Genomic DNA, 20430 nt, shown 5'->3' on the forward strand with positions numbered 1-20430 from the left:
TTTATGTCTCCTTTTAAGATTCATATATTTTAACTGAATCTTCTCCATCTATTTCGTTTATTTCAACTGCAACTATTTCAGTTTTTGATGTTGGTATATTTTTTCCTACGTAATCTGCTCTTATTGGCAACTCCTTATGTCCTCTATCTATTAGTACAGCTAATTGAATTGATAATGGTCTTCCGCCATCAATTATAGCCTCTATAGCTGCTCTTACAGTTCTACAAGTAAATAAAACATCATCAACTAATATTACTTTTTTACCCTTTACTTCAACTCCTAAATCAACTGAATTTATTTTAGGTGCTTCTGTAACTTCAGTTATGTCATCTCTATAAAGAGTTATATCAACATATCCAACTTCTACAGATACTCCTTCTATTTTTTCAATATTTTCAGCGATTCTCTTAGCTAAAGGATATCCTCTTCTTTTTATCCCAATTAATACAATATCTTCTACACCTTTATTTTTTTCGATTATTTCATGAGAAATTCTAATTAAACTTCTTCTAACTGCATTTGCATCTAATAAATTTGCCTTTAATTTCATAAAAATAACTCCTTACTTTATATATTTTCAGATATTAAATTTTAACTTCAATTTAAAGCTAAAACTTTCTTTATAAATTTAAGAATTCAGTTTATTTAATAATTCTTTAAAATACTCTGGCAACTCTGATGTAAATTCCATATATTCATTAGTTCTTGGATGAATAAACCCTAAAGTTTTAGCATGTAATACTTGACCTTCAACATTAAATTTTTGTCTTTTATATCCATACACTAAATCACCTACTAATGGATGACCTATAGAAGCCATATGAACTCTTATTTGATGTGTTCTCCCCGTTTCTAGCGTACATTTTACTAATGATATCCCCTTATCATATTGCTCTAAAACCTCATAATGAGTAACAGCTCTTTTACCATCTTCATTAATAGCCATTTTTATTCTGTCTTTTTTATCTCTTCCTAAAGGCTTATTAATAGTTCCAGTAGTACTACTAAACTTTCCTTCTACTAAAGCATAATACTCTCTCTTAATAGAATGATCCTTAAATTGAACTGCTAATTTATTATGAGCCTCATCATTTTTAGCTATAACAAGTATTCCTGATGTATCTTTATCAATTCTATGTACAATACCAGGTCTTATTATACCGTTAATTCCTGATAAATCACTGCAATGATGTAATATTCCATTAACTAAAGTTCCAGTATAATTTCCTGGAGCAGGATGAACAACAACCCCTTTTGCCTTATTTACTATTATAACATCTTCATCTTCATAAATAATATCTAAATCCATTTCTTCTGGTTCAACATTTAGTTCTATCGGATCCGGCATTTCTACAGTAATCTCATCATTATTTTTTAACTTATAGTTGCTTTTTATAACCTTTCCATTAGCCATAACTTTCTTATCATCTATTAAACCTTGAATGAATGATCTAGATTTTCCTTCTATCATCAATGATAAATACTTATCTATTCTTTGTCCCTGTTCTTCATTACTTATTGAATAATTTAATTTTTCCATATAATTTTACTCCGTCTATTTGTATTCTTAAGACATTATAATATATAAACTTATGTTACTCAATAGTAGTATGAATTATAAACTAAATTCTTAACTTAAAATAATAATGAATAAATTAACTAAAGGAGACCGAATATCGGCCTCCTATATGTATTAGTTATTAGCATAGAAGCTCTTAACCTCATTTATATCATCATTAAGATCTTCTACATTAAATTCTTCTTTTTCATCATTAGTAAAAGTTTCAGCTTCTTTTTCATGAAGCTCATACTTGTCTATAGGTTGAGCAACATTGTAATTCTTTGTTAAATCTTTTTCTAATTCATCGAATGTCTGAAGCTGTGTATTCATAAATCCTCTAAATTTAGCTCTAAACTTTATAAACTCTTGCTTAACTCTTTCATACTCATCGTTAATTGCAATAACATCACCATGAGCTTTATCTAAAATTCTTTGTGCTGTTTCATTTGCATTTCCAATTATTAATTCTGCTTGCTTTTCAGAACTTTCCTTAGCTTGATCAGCTGCATTTTGAGCTAATAAAAGTGTATTTTGTATTGTAACTTCTAATTTTTCATAATGTTCAAGTTTCTCATTAACTCTGCTTAAGCTTTCCTTTAATCTAGAATTTTCTTTATATACTTCCTCATAGTTTTCAACAACTTCATCTAAGAACTCATCTACTTCTTCAACTGAATATCCTCTTATTCCTTTTTTAAATTCTTTGTTGTTTATATCCATAGGAGTTAATTTCATTCCATCCACCTCTTCTATACAAATTTGTTTATTTTAACTTTATATTTTCCACTTTTTGTGCTTCCTACAATTTCCCCTATTATGAACTTTCCTGTTCCTCCAATAGTAATCCTTTGATTAGTTTTTATATCTTTACTCTTTTGTGAACTCTTAGAATAATCAACTAATACTTTTCCACTATCAATCAAATCAATTGCTTTTCCTCTTGATAATTTAGCAAGTTTTGCAACTATACTATCTAATCTAAGAGATGAAACTATTATAATTTCCTCTACATAATTGCACTTAGGTAAATTATCTTCAAATACTTCTTCAACAATTACAGGAGCTCTTCCTACGCTACTTAATTCACTTATAACATAATCAGCAACCTCATCATAAATAGGGACTATTGCAAAATCATCGATTACTCTTAAATCACCTAGCTTTTCTCTTTCTAATCCTAAAGCCATAATAGCTCCTAAATAATCTTTATGACATAAATTGTTAAATTTAGATTTATTAATAATTTTTACAATCCTATAAGGCATAGGAATATCATAAATATTATTAAATGCTAGTATTCTTCTATCACATTCATCAAAAGCACCCTTAGCTTCTACTTTGAAATTATTCGAATTAAATTTATTAATAAAGAAAAGCCATATATTAGGTTTACAAAAGAATTTAGTAAACATAGGAATACCTTTGCTATAGGCTAAACTCATGCATTCATAAACCTTTAAAACATCTTCAGTATCTTCTTTTAAAAAATTTTTTAAAATATCTTCTTTAGAAATCATTATTATAACAACATCCCACTAATTAAATTTAATACAACAATTGCCATAAGAGGCGCAAAATCAATCATCATATTTTCAAAAAATTTTTCTTGAATTCTTCTAAAAGGTTATAATATAGGATAATTCAATGAAATTAAAATTCTATAAAAATTACTTTCAGTAATACTAGGTATATATGATAAAATTACCTCAGCTAAAATTGTTATATTCAAAACTGAAAATAGTAAATATAAAAAACTACCTATGATTCCTATTGGAATCACCTCCTACTTATTCCAATTGAAAAGTGCTTTTGAGCTTATTTCAGTTCTTAATTCATTACTAACTTCAACATTTGATGGTGAAAGTAAATATACTCTTTGTTCAACTTCTTGAAGCTGAGCTCCTAATACACAACAAGCACCACTAATAAAGTCAACTAATCTTTGTGCTATTTTAGTTTCCATAGCTGTAGTGTTAACAACTACAATTTTTCTATTTTTTATTGCTTCCGCAATTTCTCTAGCTTCATCATAAGAAGCAGGCTTAACAACCATAACCTTAGCTGATGCTGAATTATGAATATTAACAACCTTATTACCTCTTTGTTTAGAGATTATTGGTTCAACTTCTTCAACTTCTTCTTCCTCTTCTTCAACTTCATCTATATCATCGAAGTCTTCATCATAATCTCCGCCACCTATTATTTCTTTAAATTTTTCAAACATACTCATTTACTCCATCCTCCTACTTTTCTCTTAATCCAAATATTCCAGAACCAACTCTTATCATTGTAGCTCCTTCTTGGATTGCAATTTTATAATCATTTGTCATTCCCATTGATAAAACTTGCATAGATATATTTTTAAGCTTTCTATCTTTTAAGTTATCAAATATTTTTTTAGTTTTATTAAAATAATATCTATTTTCCTCATCAGTACCTTTCGGTATTATAACCATAAGGCCTTTGACATTAACATGATTGCAATTTTCAACAGCTTTGATCATATCTTCAAGCTCTTCTTCATAAATACCACTTTTGCTTTCTTCTCTTCCAATATTTATTTGAATAAGTACATCTGCAGATAAATTATTTTTTCCAAATTCACTTTCTATTTTTCCCAATAGCTTTATACTAGATAAAGAATGTATTAAGTGAACATTATTTACTAAATACTTCACTTTATTTGTTTGTAATTTACCTATAAAATGCCACCTTATATCTTTAGGTAATACTTCTTTTTTAGCAATTAAATCTTGAACCTTATTTTCTCCAAAATCTCTTTGACCAATATCATAACATTCCATTATCATTTCTATGGGTTTAGTTTTAGATACAGCTACTAAAGTAACGTCCTTAGGTATTTCATTTAAAATTGCCATATTTTTCTCTGCAATACTAATATTTATCCCTCCCTTGAAAGAGCATAATATCTTCCATACATTTATATTCTTCAAAAGTATAAAATTCCCTTCTATACTACTATATAATTATAACATTTTTCTTTATAATTTTTAATACTTTTTTTAATTTAATTATCGGCTCTTTCCATAAATTTGGGTGAAATTGATTTAACTGCCTTTGGTAATTCCATTTCATCATATTTGTCAATGGTAATCTTCAATTTTCTTATTAATAATTCATTGATATGACTACCTTCTGCTAGTAATGCTGCTTCTAATTGATCTGGATCTCCTATTGCATAAAATTTAAAAGGAGCTCCTTCCATATCATTACCATTTTCCTCGAATCTTATAAATGCCCATGCACATACAAGTCCAGTTGTATTTAAAACTCTATAATTATTTATTGCAATAGCTTCAGCTCCTGCGGTTCTTAATTCATTTAATATTAATGCTGCATCTGCTGAATGTAAAGTTTTTCTATTTACTTCATCTTGAGAATCAGTATTGATATTGTAATCTCCATCATTAATTGTCAATATAATACCTGACCCCTTTGTTGCATCTACTCCCGAAAGTAAAGAATATATATCTAATTGTTCTTTCATATGCTCTACTACTTTTTCACTATTTCCGTCATCATCAACATCAAGTAATGCAATTCTTTTAATTAACTCATAATTGTCTTCACTTAATGCTGTTATATCATAATATAGCTTATTTCTTTCTTCAATTGCATCCTTATATTCAATTGAATTCATATTAAAGAATCCATTAATACTATTCTTTCCTACATTAACTACAATTAAAAAACCTATTAAAATCGAGGCTAGTAAAATAAAAAATTTACTTGTATTTTTTATCACTTAATCACCTCTTTGTTTATTTTTAAACTTTTCTAATAAAATTCTTCTAATTGATCCAAAATTATCAAATATTCTACCACCGAATACTATTACTGCTGCGATATATATTGGAATCCCTAATTTATCTCCTAAATATGCTAATCCTGCAGCAAGTAAAGCATTTCCAAAAAAACCTGATATAAATATATCTGGCTTAAAATTATTATTTAATGATGCCCTAAAAGCTCCAAATACAGAATCTAAACATGCTAAAATTGCAACTGACATATAAGGAGAAAAATTCTCTGGTATATTTACATCAAAAATTAATCCTAAAAACACGCCTAATAATAAACCTATAACTGCTATCATAAACTTCCTCCTTTATTGTACCGGTTTTATATACTCATACCTTAATGATTGAGTTGTCTTTACTATTGTTATATCATCACTTTGTTTAACATCACTACTATAACTTTTTAATGCTCCATAATCTAAAACTCCTGGAAAATTAACAGCAAGATTTAATTTATTTTTATCTCCAATAGCTTTTATAGTAATTTCACTATTAGGATCAATTCTACCTGCAGAACCTATAGAAATTGAACTACCAGCAGTCTTTATACCTGTTTGAGGCGTAATTCTCATTTCATTTATAGAAATTGCTTCCGCTCCTGCATACCATAAAGAGTTAATTAAATTTACAATTTCTTCTTCACTAACAGTATTTACATTTTGAGTTCCATTAGTTCCAAATACTGAATTTTTTAAAGCTAATGTAACAACTAATCCTGGTCCTTTTACATCTAATAGTCCAAGTTGCATTCTTGCATTATCCAGTTGCTTTTTAATTTCTCCTTCAACTTCCCCTTCTTTTGCTGCTGCATCTTCTAATTGTTTTAACTCTTCTGAAAGTATTTCATTATTTTTTTGCAAATCTTCTTTTTCTTTTTTTAAGTTTTCTATTTCTGATAAAATATCCGAACTATTATAATCAATATTACCACTATTAGCTGAATTTAATTCCTTAAACTGATAAGTTAATAAAAAACCTAATAATGCACAAACAGCTGCCACAACTACCTGAGATACTGCTCTATTCATTTTATTCCTCCTACTCTAACCCCTGAATAATTACATCCTGCTCAAATTCATCTGTAACTTGATTTTCTTCATTACTTTCTGCTTCATCTTCTTCAACTGGTTCATTTTTTATTACTGGTGAACCATTTATACTAACATTAATATATCCTTTTTTCATATTTATACCATCATTTAGAATTATTCTATACACATTTTCCATTTTATTGTATAAATCACTATCATCGCCAAAGAATATTTCAATATCGCCTATATATCCAATTATGTTTACAATATTGCTTATATCTAAACTTGAAAGATGAATTTCTTCTTTATTTTGAGAAATAAATGGATAAAAATTAGCTAAAATATTCTTGTATGTATGCAAATCATCTACACGACTTTTATCATTAACTATACTTAAATCCAATCCCTTTATCTCAACTAAATTTCTTCCTTCAAGATTATCAACTTCTTCTATTACATCTAAATTTTCATTAATAATTGAAATTTTAGTTCCATCGTTTATGTAATAAACTGGAGCTTCCTCTGTTATTTGTATCACTAATCCATTAAGGCCTTTTCTTTTTACACTAACAGAACTAACATATCTGTTCTTTAAAATTTCCTCTTTTATGCTTTTCTGATTTACAGTAAAAATATTTAACCCTATTCTATCCTCTACTTCACTATATAAAACCTCTTTTGCTATAGTAACATTTCCCTTAAAGGTAATAGACTTAATATTAAAAATTGGTGCTTTAGTAAAGAAAATAAATAAAGCTACTACTATTACTATCGTCATTAAAGTTACCTTTTTTATTAACTTTTTTCTTTTTTTTGCTTTTATAAACTTTTTTGCGTCTTTCATCACTTACCTTATCCCTCATTATTTCAATCTTTTACTATAATTTTAACATAAAACCTGTAATTTTTTATAATTATTTTATATTATTCTTGGATTATTGTACATAAAAATTTAAGAGCCTCTAAAATTAGAAGCTCTTACCAACCTATATTATACTATTTTCCTTTCAACTTGCCTTGAAATGTTAAGTAAAATCCCCATTGCCGTTAAATTAATTACTAGTGACGTACCACCATAACTAATGAATGGCATCGGTACTCCAGTAACAGGCATAGAACCAGTTACAACTGCTATATTTATTATAGCTTGAACTGCTATAATTGAAGTTATACCCATTGCTAATAATTTACCATAAGTATCTCTTGCATTCATAGCAACTTTAACACCTCTCCATATAAATATCAAAAACAACCCTATTATAAATAAGCATCCTATTAATCCTACTTCTTCACCTATTATGGAAAAAATAAAATCATTATGGGGTTCAGGCATATATAAGGTTTTTTGTCTTGATTGACCTAACCCTAATCCTGTTAATCCTCCAGAACCTAATGCTAAAAATGATTGTATTAATTGATATCCAGCATCTGCTGCATCTTTCCATGGATCTATAAAGTTTAACATTCTTTCTCTTCTGTAGTCCGAACTAAATATAAAAAATATAGCTAATGTAAATAGTGCAGGTAAAATAATTCCAAAAAGATGTTTTATTTTTCCTCCTGCTACAAAAAGCATTATAAATGTAACTATCATTATAATAGCTGCAATACTCATATTATGTTCAGCTAATATTAATGCTGCAAAGAAACCTGCAACGCCTAAATACGGTACTAACCCATGCCAAAAGTCTTTTACTTTATCACCTTTTAAATCAATACTAAAAGCTAAAAACATTACAACTGCATATTTTGTTAACTCAGACGGTTGAAAAGATAATGGACCTAACGAAATCCATCTCTTCGCACCATTAATTGCTGGGAAAAAGAATACCGCAATTAATAGTGGAATTGTACATATAAGTAATGTTGGTGTAATTTTCTTAAGCTTATGATAATCAATCGACATCATTACTGTCATAGAAATTACACCAATAATTGCCCAAATTAATTGTCTTTTAAAGAAATACATACTATCATTATTATGAAACATAGCATAAAATGAGCTAGCGGAATATACCATTACAACACCTATAGATAACAATATACATAGCGTGTAAAAAATTCCATAATCTATTTGCCCCATATTCTTATTATCCTTGGGCCTATTAAAATTCATAGACATTCCTCCAATTTAATTACTAAATTGCAAAAAAACCTATTATACATAAAAGTACTGTTATAATTGAAAATACTGTTACTATTTTAACTTCATTCCATCCACATTGTTCAAAGTGATGATGTATTGGAGCCATTTTAAACACTCTTTTACCAGTTAATTTAAATGAAGTAACTTGAATTATTACTGATAAAGCTTCTATTACATAAATTCCACCAACTAAAACTATTATTAATGGATTTCCGCTTATAATTGCTATAGTTGTTATTGCTCCTCCAATTGCAAGAGAACCTGTATCTCCCATAAAAACTTTTGCAGGATATGCATTAAATTTTAAGAAACCTATTAATCCAGCTATTAAAGCTACTGAAAAAACAGTTAATGAATAATCCTTTAATATAAATGTTAATACTGCAAAAAATGTTAATACTAAAACTGATACTGTAGATGCTAAACCATCTAATCCATCAGTTAAGTTTACTGCATTTGTCATAGACGCATAAACAAAAATAACAAATGGTATATATAATACTCCTAAAGGAAGAGTCATACTTGTAAAAGGTATCGCAATATCATGTGGTAAATTTACATAGCTATAATAAGCAAATGCTCCTGAAACTATTAATAAAAGAACCATCTTTTGCCAAGCTTTTAATCCTTCACTTTGTTTTTTTAGTATTTTTAAAATATCATCTAAAAATCCTATAAATCCAAATGCTATTAGTGAGTATAATGCAACCATTCCTTTATCAGTCAAGCTACGACTTACAATCAACATAACTATTGTAGTTGATAAAATGAACATTACACCACCCATTGTAGGTGTTCCAGCTTTCTTTAAATGGCTTTTAGGACCTTCTTCTCTAATATTTTGACCAAACTTTAATCTCTTTAATAAAGGAATTGTAATTGGTCCAAGTATTAAAGCTATAATAACTCCTAATACAAATGTAATGATTAATGTTTTTGTTATATCTCCTTGTAATATGTTCATAATACTATCCCCCATCTTTTACTGCTATAAAAAGCAGTTCACCTCCTTCGTATAATTAAACCTCTTCTAATTTTTTAACAACGTCTTCTAGTTTAACACCTCTTGATGCTTTAACTAATACAACGTCATCCTTTTTAACAATACTTTTCAATTCTTTTATGCATTCCTCTTTAGTATTGTACATGATTATATTATCATTCTTAAAACCATCTTTAAAGTTATTTATATGTTCACCTATTACGATTAATAGATCAACTTTATCTCTTGCGTATTCCCCTACTTCGAAATGAGCTCTTTTAGCTTCATCTCCAAGTTCATACATATCTCCTAATATAGCAACCTTTCTACAATTTTTATAAGCAGAAAGTACATCTAAAGAAGATTTCATAGAATCTGGACTTGCATTATAACAATCATTAATTATAGTAAGCCCTTCTCTTTTTATCACTTGTAATCTCATTGATGTTGCTTCAATATTCTCTAATCCTAAAATCATTTCCTTAAAAGATACATTTAAACACTCTGCAACTTCGATAGCTAACATTGTATTTAACACATTGTGTTTTCCTGCCATTGGTAGAGTAAATACAGCTTCTTCACCAAAAGCATGAGCTAGAAACTCTGTTTCATCTTCTCTTAATATAATATTAGATGCGTAAACATCATATTCATGATTATAACCAATTTTTTTAACTTTAAAACTTTTTCCAGAAATATTCTTTAAAAATTCATCTTCTCCATTAACTATTAAAACATTGTTTTCATTAAAGAAAGTGCTTATTTCCATCTTAGCTTTTAATATATTTTCTTGAGTTTTTAAATTTTCTATATGCGATAATCCTATATTAGTTATAACACCTATATCAGGTCTTGCCACATCTGCAAGCAATTCTATTTCACCTAATGAGCTCATTCCCATTTCTAAAACTGCTACATCATAATCACATGTCAATTCTAATATCATTAATGGTAAGCCTATATCATTATTAAAATTTCCCTTAGTCTTAAAAACTTTATACTTATCACTTAATAGAGCGGCTATTAAATCTTTAGTAGAAGTTTTTCCAGTAGAACCAGTTACGCCTATTACTTTAAGTCCTAACTTTTCTCTATAAAACTTTGCTAAATCTAAAAGTGCTTGTCTTGTATTCTTTACTTTAATTACTGTTCCATTTACATTAACATCTTCTATATTAAATTTAACTTCATCTATAATTACTACAGATGCACCTAATTCTAATGCTTTTAATGCAAAATCATTCCCATTAAAATTAGCCCCTTTAATTGCAAGAAATACATTATCTTTTTCAACTTTTCTTGTATCAATACAAATCTTATTAAATTTAATTTCCTTTCCTTGTACAATAACTTCTCCATCCATAGCTTTTAACATTTCATTAAAAGTTATTTGCATAATAATCACTCTACTTTCATCTTTCAAATATTTTTTATACATCTATTTGTTAATTATTTATAATTATAAGCCTTACTTTATTTTATTATTCTAAAAAATAAAAATTTATCCTATACATAAATTTAGCATGTGAAAAATCCACATGCTAAACAACTTAATTAATAATTAATCTTCTTCATACTCAGCACTTAATGTAATCTTAACAACCGTGCCTTCAGAAATAAGTTCACCACTAGGAATACTTTGATTTATTACAACTCCATCTCCTTGAATTGTAGTTTCTATTCCTAGACTATTTAATAGCTCTATAGCAGATTCTTTAGAATAACCTCTTACATCAGGCATTACTACATCTTTATTATAAGATTCATTTTTATCTGTGTAAAGATTTATTGTAGAACCTTCCTTAACAGCATATCCTGGATAAGGCTGCATATTTGTAATTGTATCGCCATCCCCTTCTACTGTACATTCTATATTTAGGTCTTTTAATACTTTCTTTGCATCAGCTACAGAACTTCCTCTTAATTCTGGTAAAACTACATCTTTTAATATAACATTTTCATCTTCTGAAAATTCTTCATTCATGTAGTTAAATATATCTTCTAATAATACTTTACCTAATGGAGCAGTAACAACACCTGCATAGTAAGCTCCATTACTTGGTTCATCAATAGTAATAAAAACTGTTATTTGTGGATTATCTGTTGTTGCAAATCCAGCCATAGATGAAATATACTTTCCAGATTCATATCCTCCAGTTAGAGGATTAACTTTTTGAGCTGTACCTGTTTTTGCTCCTATATGATATCCTGCTATATAAGCTTTATTAGACCCACCTTGATTAACAGTTCTTTCTAAATAATCCCTTAATGTAGCTGCAGTTGATTCAGAAATAACATTTTCAACAGTTTTAGGTTCAAACTCTTCATCTATAACCACATTACCATTGCTATCAGTATGACTTATATATTTCATAACATGAGGTTGAATTAATGTTCCGCCATTAACTATAGCATTAAATGCAGTCATGTATTGCACTGCATTTACAGTATTAGTTTGTCCAAAAGATATTGTAGCAAGGTCTGCATCATTCATATTTTCAGCAGATTTAACAATTCCTCTTGCTTCTCCTGGTAAATCAACACCTGAAACTTGCCCAAAACCGAACTTCTTAATATATTCTACAAGTTTTTCACTACCTATTTTTTCTCCAAGTTTCATAAAACCAACGTTACAAGAATTTTGAAGTATTTCCGGTAATATTTGAGTTCCATGACCACCATGCTTCCAACACTTAATTGTATGAGGACCTACTTGTAAGCTACCACCACATGTAAATTGATCTGATTCAGTAACTAATCCTTCTTCAATTGCAGTGGACATTGTAATAACCTTAAAAATAGAACCTGGTTCAAATGTGTCATTTACTAAACTGTTTCTCCACATCTTTTGAAGCTTTTCAGCATCAGTTTCACCAACAAAATCTTCATACCCTTCAAAAGGATTATTAGGATCAAAATCTGGTTCATTTACCATTGCTAAAATTTCACCATTTTGCGGATTCATTATTAGTATTGAAACTCTTTTTGCCTTATTATCTACTAAACCTTTTTCTGCTACTTTTTCTGCTATAGCTTGTAAGTTTTTATCAATTGTTAAAGTTACATCTTTACCATCAATTGGAGTTGTAAAGTTTGAAATTGTGTAATCTAGTGCTTCACTATTTCTATCAAGCTCACTTATTCTTAATCCTGGTACACCTGAAAGGTATTCATTATATTGTAATTCCACACCTGTCAAACCTTGTCCATCACTATTAGTACTTCCTAGAACATGAGATAAAAAATCTCCTTCAGGATAATATCTCTTTGTATCTGGTGAAACAATAACACCTTGAATGCTTAATTCATTAACCTTATCTGCTACATCTTTTTCAACTCTTCTAACCAAGGTAGCAGAACCTGCATCACTACCATTGGCAAGTTTTGTTTCTAATTTATCTTTAACTGTAGCTGTTTCTATACCTGTAGCTTCTGCAATAAGCGGTGCAATATCATCAGTAGTCTTATCATTTTTCTTTAAATATTGTCTTATTGAATTTAAGTCGAAATCAACTCTATATACATTAGCTGAAACTGCAAGTTCATTTCCATTTCTATCTAGTATTCTACCTCTTCTAGCCTCAATTCTAACTTCACTGGTCCATTGTTCTTCTGCTCTGCTCGAATAGTCACCTCTTTTAACAATCATGATATAAGATAACCTTACTATTAACAAACCAAAAACAGCAGTAATAAACCATAAAGCTAGAACCATCCTTTTTCGCATGACAGCTCTGTCTTTAAATCCTTTCTTATTCATATGAAATTCCTCCACGGAAACATCTAATCAATGAATAAGCAAGGATTTAAGTACTTGTAAATAATTTTCAAAGCAGATAAACCTATTAACTATTCATTAATTAAATGCAGCCATAATTTTTTGTAAAAAATTATTCTTATTATTCTCCTTAGTTTTTAAATGAGAAAAATATTCTTTTGACATATCAATAGTTATAGTGCTTTCAGAATTGGGATAAACCATCCCTAATTCTTCTTCTGCAGTACTTTTTATTTTATCGAAAGATGCGAATTTAAGCATTTCAACATCTATTGCAGCATTTACATCTTCCTCTTCTTTCATATTGCTTTCTAAAATTAGTAATTGCTTTTGGTAATCATGTATTTTACTATCTAAAAATAAAGTTGTGGCACCTAAAGCAAACATAATTGTACCTACTGTAAAGCCACTAATTAAAAGATTCATCTTCTTTTCATATGCTCTTTTAGCTTTTTGTTTATTTTGTTTTTCTCTTTGCTTTTCAGCTTCTCTTATTTTTCTCTCTGGTGCTAAAGCTGTATTTCCTCTTATATAATCATATTCCCTAACTCCCATTTTATTCACATCCCTGCCAATTTTCATAATATTTATATTTTATATTTTTTCAATTACTCTAAGTTTTGCACTTCTACTTCTAGGGTTAACTTCAACCTCTTCTTTTGAAGGTTCTATTGCTTTTCTGCTAATTACTTTTACTTTTGCTTTTTCTCCACATATACAAATTGGAAATTCTTTTGGACATCTACAAGATACAGCTAAGTCTCTAAACTTGTTTTTAACAATTCTATCTTCTAAAGAATGGAAAGTAATTATAGCCATTCTTCCACCTTTGTTTAATTTATTAACTCCATCTTCTATTGCTTTATTTAAAATTGATAGTTCACTATTAACTTCAATTCTAATAGCTTGGAAAGTTCTTTTTGCTGGATGAGGTCCTTCTCTTCTTGCTTTTGCTGGAATTGCATTTTTAATTATTTCAACTAGCTCTAATGTTGTTTCTATATTTTTTTCACTTCTTCTAGTAACAATAAAATTAGCAATTCTTTTTGCAAACTTTTCTTCTCCATAATCTCTTATGATTCTATATAATTCTTCTTCACTATAATCATTTACAACATCATAGGCTGAAAAATTATTTTCTCTATTCATTCTCATATCTAAAGGTGCATCTTTCATATAACTAAAGCCTCTTTCACCTTCATCTAATTGATAAGAAGAAACTCCTAAATCCATTAGAATACCATCTACTTTTTCAATTTCAAGCTCTTCTAAAATTGCTCCTATATTATGAAAATTGTTATGCACGAAAGTAACATTTGAGAAATTATGTAACCTTTCTCCAGCTGCTCTTAATGCATCTTTATCTTGGTCAATTCCTATTAGTCTTCCTTCATTAGATAATCTTTTAACAATTTGAGAGGAATGACCTGCTCCTCCTAATGTACAATCTACATAAATTCCATCTTCCTTAATATTAAGTGCTTCTAAACATTCATTTAGCAAAACTGATACGTGATTAAATTCCATCTTCTTTACTCCTTATATTCCTAAATCGCCCATTTTTTCAGCAATTGAATTAAAATCAATATTTGATTCATTATATTCTCGCCATTTTTCCTTACTCCAAATCTCTACTCTAGTTAAAGCGCCTATACTTACTATATCCTTTTCTATGCCGGCGTATTCCTTTAGGTTTAATGGAATTAATCCTCTTCCTTGCTTGTCTGTTTCCACTTCACAAGCACCCGAAAAAAAGAATCTTACAAATGCTCTGGCATCTTTATTGGTAAGCGGTAACTTTTTAAGTTTTTCTTCAAGCATTTCCCACTCACTTATGGGATATGCATAAAGACCTCCATCAAGCCCTTTAGTAATAACAAACTTTTCTCCAAGTCCTTCCCTTAATTTTGCAGGTACAATCATTCTATTTTTGCTATCTAAGCTATGTGAGTATTCACCAATAAACATTTTGCCCCCCCACTAAGTATTACTAAACCACTTTTAACCACTTTACACCACTTTATATATATATTCTATAAAATTATTATATTTCCTTCAAGATAAATTTGCTTTAAAATATATTTTTTTCTTTAACGAATATAGCAATAGCAATACTTCACGAAGTATTTTGAATTTGACAATACATATTATTTACCAATTTTACATTAATTGTTAATTATGTCTAAATTGATTATTTTAAATGAATCATACTTATATTTTTTGTCGCAAAAAAAGGAACTGTTTTATACAGCTCCCCTTTAAAAATATTATACATTAAATCTGAAGTTTACTACATCTCCATCTTTCATTACATATTCTTTTCCTTCTAATCTGTAAAGACCTTTTTCTTTAGCTGCAGCTTCTGAACCACATGCTACTAAATCATCATAACCTACAACTTCTGCTCTAATAAATCCTCTTTCAATATCAGAGTGAATCTTACCTGCAGCTGCTGGAGCTTTAGTTCCTTCTTTAATTGTCCAAGCTCTTACTTCTTGAACTCCCGCTGTTAAATAACTTATTAATCCTAATAATTTGTAAGATGCTCTTATAAGCTTATCTAACCCAGATTCTTGCAATCCGTATTCTTCTAACATTTCTGCTTTTTCTTCATCTTCTAATCCTGATAATTCTTCTTCAAGCTTAGCACATACAACAACTACTTCTGAATTTTCATTAGCTGCATATTCCTTAACCATTTGAACATATTTATTATTAAGGTTTCCGCTCATCATATCATCTTCTGATATATTGCAAGAATATAATACTGGTTTAGAAGTTATCATGAATAAAGATTTAACAAAAGCTTCTTCATCTTCATTTAACTCTAAAGTTCTTATTGGTTTATTAGCTTCTAAATGAGCCTTAACCTTTTCCATTATTTCATATTCAGCTTTAGCTTTTTTATCACCAGATCTAGCAAGTTTTACTCCTTTTTCCATTCTTCTTTCTAAAACTTCTAAATCTGCAAATATAAGTTCTAAATTAATAGTTTCTATATCTCTAATAGGATCTACTGAACCTTCAACATGAACTACATTTTCATCTTCAAAACATCTAACTGCATGTACTATAGCTTCTACTTCTCTTATGTGTGATAAGAATTTATTTCCTAAACCTTCACCCTTAGAAGCCCCTTTAACTAATCCTGCAATATCATAAAATTCTACAGCAGTATACACTTTTTTCTTAGTTCCGTACATTTTTTCTAAAACATCTAATCTTTTATCTGGTACACTTACAACTCCAACATTTGGCTCTATTGTACAGAATGGATAGTTTGCTGATTCTGCTCCTGCCTTAGTTATAGCATTAAATAATGTACTTTTACCTACGTTTGGTAGTCCTACAATCCCTAATCTCATCTATATAACATTCCTTTCTTCCGTTACTAATACTTCTAAGATTATACTCTATAAGTAATTTTATTTCAATGATAAAATGTACGTTAATTCTCCATACTTTTCAATTTTCTAAGAAATAATACTAAACACTATTTATTATTCGTTTAATATAACTTCTTATTAATAACATTAATCTTATTTACACTATTCCCTACTTAATTATTCCCTTTATAATCTACATTAGCAAACATTACGAGATTTGTTTCAGAAGCTCTAAATCCATTGTTTTCATAAAAACTAACACACGGATAATCTCTTTCAGTATTTAAAGCCAAATAAGAAATTTTACTCTTTTCCTTTTTTAACTCATTTCTTATGAATTCTATTAACTTACTACCAACACCTTTCCCTTGATATAAAGGATTTACACTAAATTCATCAATCCATAATTCTTTAAAATCTATATAAGTCATAATTCTTCCACAAGCCATTGCTACTACTGTATCTCCATCATAAACAACATATCCTCTTGATACTCTTGCAGACATAATCTCATCAATTCTTGTAAATGCCTGTTCAAATGTCCACTCTTCATTCCAAGGTTCTTCTTTAAATGCTTCAATAAGTTCATATGCGCAACCTTCAAAATCTTCTTCATTCATTATTTTATATTTTAAATTCATATTATTCACCTTCTTAATTTTTTCATCATATTATATATACAATAATTAAATTTATACAACCATACCTGCTATCTCCAGCCTATAAAAGTACCTGCTTATATTTCATAATATCTTTACCATATTCTAATGTTATTTTTATTAATTTTATTTCTATACCCCTCCAGTAATCTCATTTATCTATTATATAATTTTCTCATATAGTTTAAACCAATTTAATCCTATATCTTCCAATCCAAGACTTACAGTATCAATAAATTTATAGTGGCACTTTTCATACAAACTAATAGCAGGTATATTTTTTTCATATACATCTAAACGTATAGATTTTATTTTATTATCCATTGCATATTCCTCGATAAAATCAAGCATATTTTTACCTACACCTCGCTTAAGAAATTTAGGATTCACTACAAATGTATAAATAACCAGTACATTACTGTAATCTAATTCCGCTTGCCATGAAACATTTAAATAAGCTGGTTCTGGTTCATGTCGTAAAATCATACTGCCAATAATATCTCCATTTTCAACTGCTACAAATAAATTTCCTTCCCTTATACCATCTTCTGCATCCTTTCGTACAGGATATATTCCCTTTTTCCATCCTGGATAATTAATTGTACTTTCTAAATAATCATTTATGTTATTATACAGTTCTTCTAAAGAATCAATATCTTCTTCATTCCCAACTCTTATATCCATATCTCTAACCCTCTCTTAAATTAACTATTTACCAAATTTCTTTAATCATTCTAAACTCCTTATAAGTTACATCTTCAATTGCATATTCAAATGAACTTTTTATCACAAATCCATACTTCTGATATAGCTTAATAGCTATATCATTATCAATTTCAACACTTGTATATAAACTTTTATTAGGAAATTTACTTTGAAAATATTCTAAGAATTTTTCTAAAGCCTTTCTTCCAAAGCCTTTATTTTGATATTTTATATCAATCATAAATCTTGAAAAGGACCATCCATTTAACTCTTCATCATAGTCATATAACAAAAACCCTATCATTTCATCTTCATTAAATATTCCTAAAGGATACAACCCATCTTCATAAGAAGCCTGTACTAAGGAATACATATTACTTGCCACATAATTCTTTTGATGTTCTCCAACCCTCAAAGAAATACACTCATTATAATTTGATTTATCTATATCTCTAAATTTAATTTTATTCTCATCTATTATATATTTATTTATACCCATAACTACCTCACTATCTAAAATGTTAATAGCCTTAAACAATTGATATTATAAGAGAGAGTATCCACAAACTCTCCCCCATAACTCATAGCTATTAACTAATCTAAGCTCCCTCACTTAAAAAGTTATACTGTGCCATGTATAGCTCATAGTAGCTTCCCTTTTTCTTTAAAAGCTCTTCATGATTTCCAACCTCTTCAATCTCACCATTATTTATAACCATAATTTTGTCACAATCTCTAATAGTAGAAAGCCTATGAGCAACTACAAAAGAAGTTCTTCCATGAAGAATCTTTTCTATTCCTTCTTGAACTAACTTTTCTGTCTGAGTATCAATATTAGAGGTTGCTTCATCTAAAATTAATATTCTTGGATTTGCAAGAAGTGCCCTTGCAAAAGATATAAGCTGCCTTTGACCTAAAGATAACCTTGATCCTCTTTCATTAACTTCAGTATCATAACCTTTTTCTAATTCCATAATAAATTTATGAGCATTTACAGCTTTAGCGGCATTAATAACTTCTTGATCAGTTGCATCAAGCCTTCCATATCTTATATTCTCCATTATAGAATCCGAAAATAAAAATGTATCTTGAAGCATAATTCCCATTTGACTTCTTAAACTTTCTAAATCAACATTCTTAATATCTTTTCCATCGACTAAAATTTTTCCTTTAGTTGGATCATAAAATCTACTTAATAAAGAAACTATTGTACTTTTACCTGCCCCTGTAGCTCCTACTAAAGCAATCTTTTCTCCTTTAGCAGCTTTAAAACTTACATTTTTCAGTACTTCGTTTTCCTCATCATATGAAAAGGAAACATTTTTAAATTCTACATTTCCTTGAATTTTACCAATTGGTCTTGCATTTAAAGAATTTTTTATTACTGGTTGTACATCTAAAATATCAAAAATTCTATCTGCTGCTGAAAAGTTCGTAATTAACGTATTATAAAAGCTCGAAAGATTCATAATAGGTCTCCAAAACATACCTACATACATTGAAAATGCTATTAAAGTACCTAATTCTATTTCTCCATCCTTTATTAAAAAATATCCTACGGCAAAGACTACTAATGTACCTACACCCCATGATAATTCTACTAATGGCCAAAAGAAATCATTTAACTTTACTGCTTTAATAAATGAATTACTTAATTCACCTACCATACCTTTAAAATTACCCTCTGTTCCCTTTTCCCTAGCAAAGCCTTGTACAACCTTTATTCCTGAAAAATCCTCATGGGTAAACCCATTTAAATTTGAACGTTTATTTCTATAAATTTCCCATCTTCTTCTCGAAAAAATTTCTATACAAAACATCGCAACTCCTAATAAGGGAAGCAATATAATTGAAGCTAATGCTAATTTAACATTAAGTACGAACATTATGCTTGCAACACAAATCAAATTAATTATTTGTGGAATAAATGATTGAATTGCTTGAGAGAATAAATTTTTTAAAGCATTAACATCTCCAACAACTCTTGCAAGTATTTTCCCTACAGGTCTGCTATCAAAAAAATCAAAAGATAAATATTGAATATGACTATATAATTCATGTCTTATATTAACTAAAATATTATTAGTTATGCTAGTTATCATCTTCCACCTTATTTTAGATAATACCCAAGCTATTAAATTTAATGATATTAACGAACCCCCTATTATTATTAAGCCATTAACATTTTTATTAGCTACAAAATTATCAATTGCAATTTTTAACAACAATGGATTGACAATTTCACACATCATTACAAAAAGCATCAATAAAACCACTATAAGAGAACTAGCTTTATATGGTTTAAGATAAGATAATAATTTAATTGTTATTTCACTTTTACTACGTCTCATAACTTCTTCA

General features: G+C 28.6%; 22 protein-coding genes. All 22 read right to left on the reverse strand.

Going from position 1 to position 20430, the window contains the following annotated elements; all coding sequences use genetic code 11:
- Positions 1 to 13: 13 nt before the first annotated feature.
- Positions 14 to 550, reverse strand: a complete 537-nt coding sequence (pyrR, locus tag HCG70_RS10435; protein ID WP_042396687.1) for a bifunctional pyr operon transcriptional regulator/uracil phosphoribosyltransferase PyrR — start codon at positions 548 to 550, stop codon at positions 14 to 16.
- A 78-nt stretch (positions 551 to 628) separates the two neighbouring features.
- A complete protein-coding gene (locus HCG70_RS10440; RefSeq protein WP_042396683.1) occupies positions 629 to 1540 on the reverse strand; it encodes an RluA family pseudouridine synthase in 912 nt (303 codons plus the stop codon).
- Positions 1541 to 1693: 153 nt separating this feature from the next.
- Positions 1694 to 2296: a DivIVA domain-containing protein gene (locus HCG70_RS10445; protein ID WP_042396681.1), complete on the reverse strand. Its 603-nt coding sequence runs from the start codon at positions 2294 to 2296 to the stop codon at positions 1694 to 1696.
- A gap of 14 nt (positions 2297 to 2310) precedes the next feature.
- Positions 2311 to 3078: a YlmH/Sll1252 family protein gene (locus tag HCG70_RS10450; protein ID WP_042396676.1), complete on the reverse strand. Its 768-nt coding sequence runs from the start codon at positions 3076 to 3078 to the stop codon at positions 2311 to 2313.
- Between the two features lie 266 nt (positions 3079 to 3344).
- Positions 3345 to 3791: a cell division protein SepF gene (locus HCG70_RS10460; RefSeq protein WP_042396673.1), complete on the reverse strand. Its 447-nt coding sequence runs from the start codon at positions 3789 to 3791 to the stop codon at positions 3345 to 3347.
- Between the two features lie 13 nt (positions 3792 to 3804).
- The gene (locus HCG70_RS10465) at positions 3805 to 4461 is read right to left on the reverse strand and encodes a YggS family pyridoxal phosphate-dependent enzyme (protein ID WP_394805641.1); all 657 of its coding nucleotides are present in this window, start codon (positions 4459 to 4461) and stop codon (positions 3805 to 3807) included.
- A 128-nt stretch (positions 4462 to 4589) separates the two neighbouring features.
- Complete coding sequence (locus HCG70_RS10470; protein WP_042396667.1) at positions 4590 to 5327, reverse strand: DUF881 domain-containing protein; 738 nt, start codon at positions 5325 to 5327, stop codon at positions 4590 to 4592.
- The gene (locus HCG70_RS10475) at positions 5328 to 5678 is read right to left on the reverse strand and encodes a small basic family protein (RefSeq protein WP_042396664.1); all 351 of its coding nucleotides are present in this window, start codon (positions 5676 to 5678) and stop codon (positions 5328 to 5330) included.
- Between the two features lie 12 nt (positions 5679 to 5690).
- Positions 5691 to 6410, reverse strand: a complete 720-nt coding sequence (locus tag HCG70_RS10480; RefSeq protein ID WP_042396661.1) for a DUF881 domain-containing protein — start codon at positions 6408 to 6410, stop codon at positions 5691 to 5693.
- A 10-nt stretch (positions 6411 to 6420) separates the two neighbouring features.
- The gene (locus tag HCG70_RS10485; RefSeq protein WP_154820417.1) at positions 6421 to 7257 is read right to left on the reverse strand and encodes a cell division protein FtsQ/DivIB; all 837 of its coding nucleotides are present in this window, start codon (positions 7255 to 7257) and stop codon (positions 6421 to 6423) included.
- Between the two features lie 147 nt (positions 7258 to 7404).
- Positions 7405 to 8529 carry a stage V sporulation protein E gene (gene spoVE / locus HCG70_RS10490; RefSeq protein ID WP_042396656.1) on the reverse strand — a complete coding sequence of 375 codons (1125 nt, stop codon included), beginning with the start codon at positions 8527 to 8529 and terminating at the stop codon, positions 7405 to 7407.
- A 22-nt stretch (positions 8530 to 8551) separates the two neighbouring features.
- Positions 8552 to 9538 (reverse strand): phospho-N-acetylmuramoyl-pentapeptide-transferase, encoded by a 987-nt coding sequence (mraY, locus tag HCG70_RS10495; RefSeq protein ID WP_042396652.1) that lies wholly within the window; start codon positions 9536 to 9538, stop codon positions 8552 to 8554.
- 40 nt (positions 9539 to 9578) lie between these two features.
- The gene (gene murF, locus HCG70_RS10500; protein WP_042396649.1) at positions 9579 to 10937 is read right to left on the reverse strand and encodes a UDP-N-acetylmuramoyl-tripeptide--D-alanyl-D-alanine ligase; all 1359 of its coding nucleotides are present in this window, start codon (positions 10935 to 10937) and stop codon (positions 9579 to 9581) included.
- A gap of 165 nt (positions 10938 to 11102) precedes the next feature.
- Complete coding sequence (locus HCG70_RS10505; protein WP_221697711.1) at positions 11103 to 13301, reverse strand: stage V sporulation protein D; 2199 nt, start codon at positions 13299 to 13301, stop codon at positions 11103 to 11105.
- Positions 13302 to 13397: 96 nt separating this feature from the next.
- Entirely contained in the window at positions 13398 to 13874 is a 477-nt protein-coding gene (locus HCG70_RS10510) for a hypothetical protein (RefSeq protein WP_055290960.1), read from the reverse strand.
- 39 nt (positions 13875 to 13913) lie between these two features.
- On the reverse strand, positions 13914 to 14846 hold the full coding sequence (gene rsmH, locus HCG70_RS10515) for a 16S rRNA (cytosine(1402)-N(4))-methyltransferase RsmH (protein WP_042396640.1): 933 nt from the start codon (positions 14844 to 14846) through the stop codon (positions 13914 to 13916).
- A 12-nt stretch (positions 14847 to 14858) separates the two neighbouring features.
- Positions 14859 to 15287 (reverse strand): division/cell wall cluster transcriptional repressor MraZ, encoded by a 429-nt coding sequence (gene mraZ / locus HCG70_RS10520; RefSeq protein WP_042396637.1) that lies wholly within the window; start codon positions 15285 to 15287, stop codon positions 14859 to 14861.
- 299 nt (positions 15288 to 15586) lie between these two features.
- Positions 15587 to 16684: a redox-regulated ATPase YchF gene (gene ychF, locus HCG70_RS10525; protein ID WP_042396633.1), complete on the reverse strand. Its 1098-nt coding sequence runs from the start codon at positions 16682 to 16684 to the stop codon at positions 15587 to 15589.
- 194 nt (positions 16685 to 16878) lie between these two features.
- Positions 16879 to 17346, reverse strand: a complete 468-nt coding sequence (locus tag HCG70_RS10530; protein ID WP_052330626.1) for a GNAT family N-acetyltransferase — start codon at positions 17344 to 17346, stop codon at positions 16879 to 16881.
- A 180-nt stretch (positions 17347 to 17526) separates the two neighbouring features.
- Complete coding sequence (locus HCG70_RS10535; RefSeq protein ID WP_055275747.1) at positions 17527 to 18048, reverse strand: GNAT family N-acetyltransferase; 522 nt, start codon at positions 18046 to 18048, stop codon at positions 17527 to 17529.
- A 28-nt stretch (positions 18049 to 18076) separates the two neighbouring features.
- A complete protein-coding gene (locus tag HCG70_RS10540) occupies positions 18077 to 18568 on the reverse strand; it encodes an N-acetyltransferase (RefSeq protein ID WP_042396834.1) in 492 nt (163 codons plus the stop codon).
- 100 nt (positions 18569 to 18668) lie between these two features.
- The gene (locus HCG70_RS10545; protein WP_396020996.1) at positions 18669 to 20420 is read right to left on the reverse strand and encodes an ABC transporter ATP-binding protein; all 1752 of its coding nucleotides are present in this window, start codon (positions 20418 to 20420) and stop codon (positions 18669 to 18671) included.
- Positions 20421 to 20430: the final 10 nt, after the last annotated feature.

The sequence above is a fragment of the Clostridium sp. K04 genome (assembly GCF_019734375.1).
Lineage (GTDB): Bacteria > Bacillota > Clostridia > Clostridiales > Clostridiaceae > Clostridium > Clostridium saudiense.

What these genes read in the sequence shown, in the direction of transcription:
- HCG70_RS10445 (WP_042396681.1), bottom strand. Translation starts at nt 2,296, where the DNA reads ATGAAATTAACTCCTATGGATATAAACAACAAAGAATTTAAAAAAGGA.
- rsmH (WP_042396640.1), bottom strand. Translation starts at nt 14,846, where the DNA reads ATGGAATTTAATCACGTATCAGTTTTGCTAAATGAATGTTTAGAAGCA.
- HCG70_RS10530 (WP_052330626.1), bottom strand. Translation starts at nt 17,346, where the DNA reads ATGAATTTAAAATATAAAATAATGAATGAAGAAGATTTTGAAGGTTGC.
- HCG70_RS10485 (WP_154820417.1), bottom strand. Translation starts at nt 7,257, where the DNA reads ATGAAAGACGCAAAAAAGTTTATAAAAGCAAAAAAAAGAAAAAAGTTA.
- HCG70_RS10440 (WP_042396683.1), bottom strand. Translation starts at nt 1,540, where the DNA reads ATGGAAAAATTAAATTATTCAATAAGTAATGAAGAACAGGGACAAAGA.
- pyrR (WP_042396687.1), bottom strand. Translation starts at nt 550, where the DNA reads ATGAAATTAAAGGCAAATTTATTAGATGCAAATGCAGTTAGAAGAAGT.
- murF (WP_042396649.1), bottom strand. Translation starts at nt 10,937, where the DNA reads ATGCAAATAACTTTTAATGAAATGTTAAAAGCTATGGATGGAGAAGTT.
- HCG70_RS10535 (WP_055275747.1), bottom strand. Translation starts at nt 18,048, where the DNA reads ATGGATATAAGAGTTGGGAATGAAGAAGATATTGATTCTTTAGAAGAA.
- ychF (WP_042396633.1), bottom strand. Translation starts at nt 16,684, where the DNA reads ATGAGATTAGGGATTGTAGGACTACCAAACGTAGGTAAAAGTACATTA.
- spoVE (WP_042396656.1), bottom strand. Translation starts at nt 8,529, where the DNA reads ATGAATTTTAATAGGCCCAAGGATAATAAGAATATGGGGCAAATAGAT.
- mraZ (WP_042396637.1), bottom strand. Translation starts at nt 15,287, where the DNA reads ATGTTTATTGGTGAATACTCACATAGCTTAGATAGCAAAAATAGAATG.
- HCG70_RS10475 (WP_042396664.1), bottom strand. Translation starts at nt 5,678, where the DNA reads ATGATAGCAGTTATAGGTTTATTATTAGGCGTGTTTTTAGGATTAATT.
- HCG70_RS10540 (WP_042396834.1), bottom strand. Translation starts at nt 18,568, where the DNA reads ATGGGTATAAATAAATATATAATAGATGAGAATAAAATTAAATTTAGA.
- mraY (WP_042396652.1), bottom strand. Translation starts at nt 9,538, where the DNA reads ATGGGGGATAGTATTATGAACATATTACAAGGAGATATAACAAAAACA.
- HCG70_RS10545 (WP_396020996.1), bottom strand. Translation starts at nt 20,420, where the DNA reads ATGAGACGTAGTAAAAGTGAAATAACAATTAAATTATTATCTTATCTT.
- HCG70_RS10450 (WP_042396676.1), bottom strand. Translation starts at nt 3,078, where the DNA reads ATGATTTCTAAAGAAGATATTTTAAAAAATTTTTTAAAAGAAGATACT.
- HCG70_RS10510 (WP_055290960.1), bottom strand. Translation starts at nt 13,874, where the DNA reads ATGGGAGTTAGGGAATATGATTATATAAGAGGAAATACAGCTTTAGCA.
- HCG70_RS10480 (WP_042396661.1), bottom strand. Translation starts at nt 6,410, where the DNA reads ATGAATAGAGCAGTATCTCAGGTAGTTGTGGCAGCTGTTTGTGCATTA.
- HCG70_RS10460 (WP_042396673.1), bottom strand. Translation starts at nt 3,791, where the DNA reads ATGAGTATGTTTGAAAAATTTAAAGAAATAATAGGTGGCGGAGATTAT.
- HCG70_RS10505 (WP_221697711.1), bottom strand. Translation starts at nt 13,301, where the DNA reads ATGAATAAGAAAGGATTTAAAGACAGAGCTGTCATGCGAAAAAGGATG.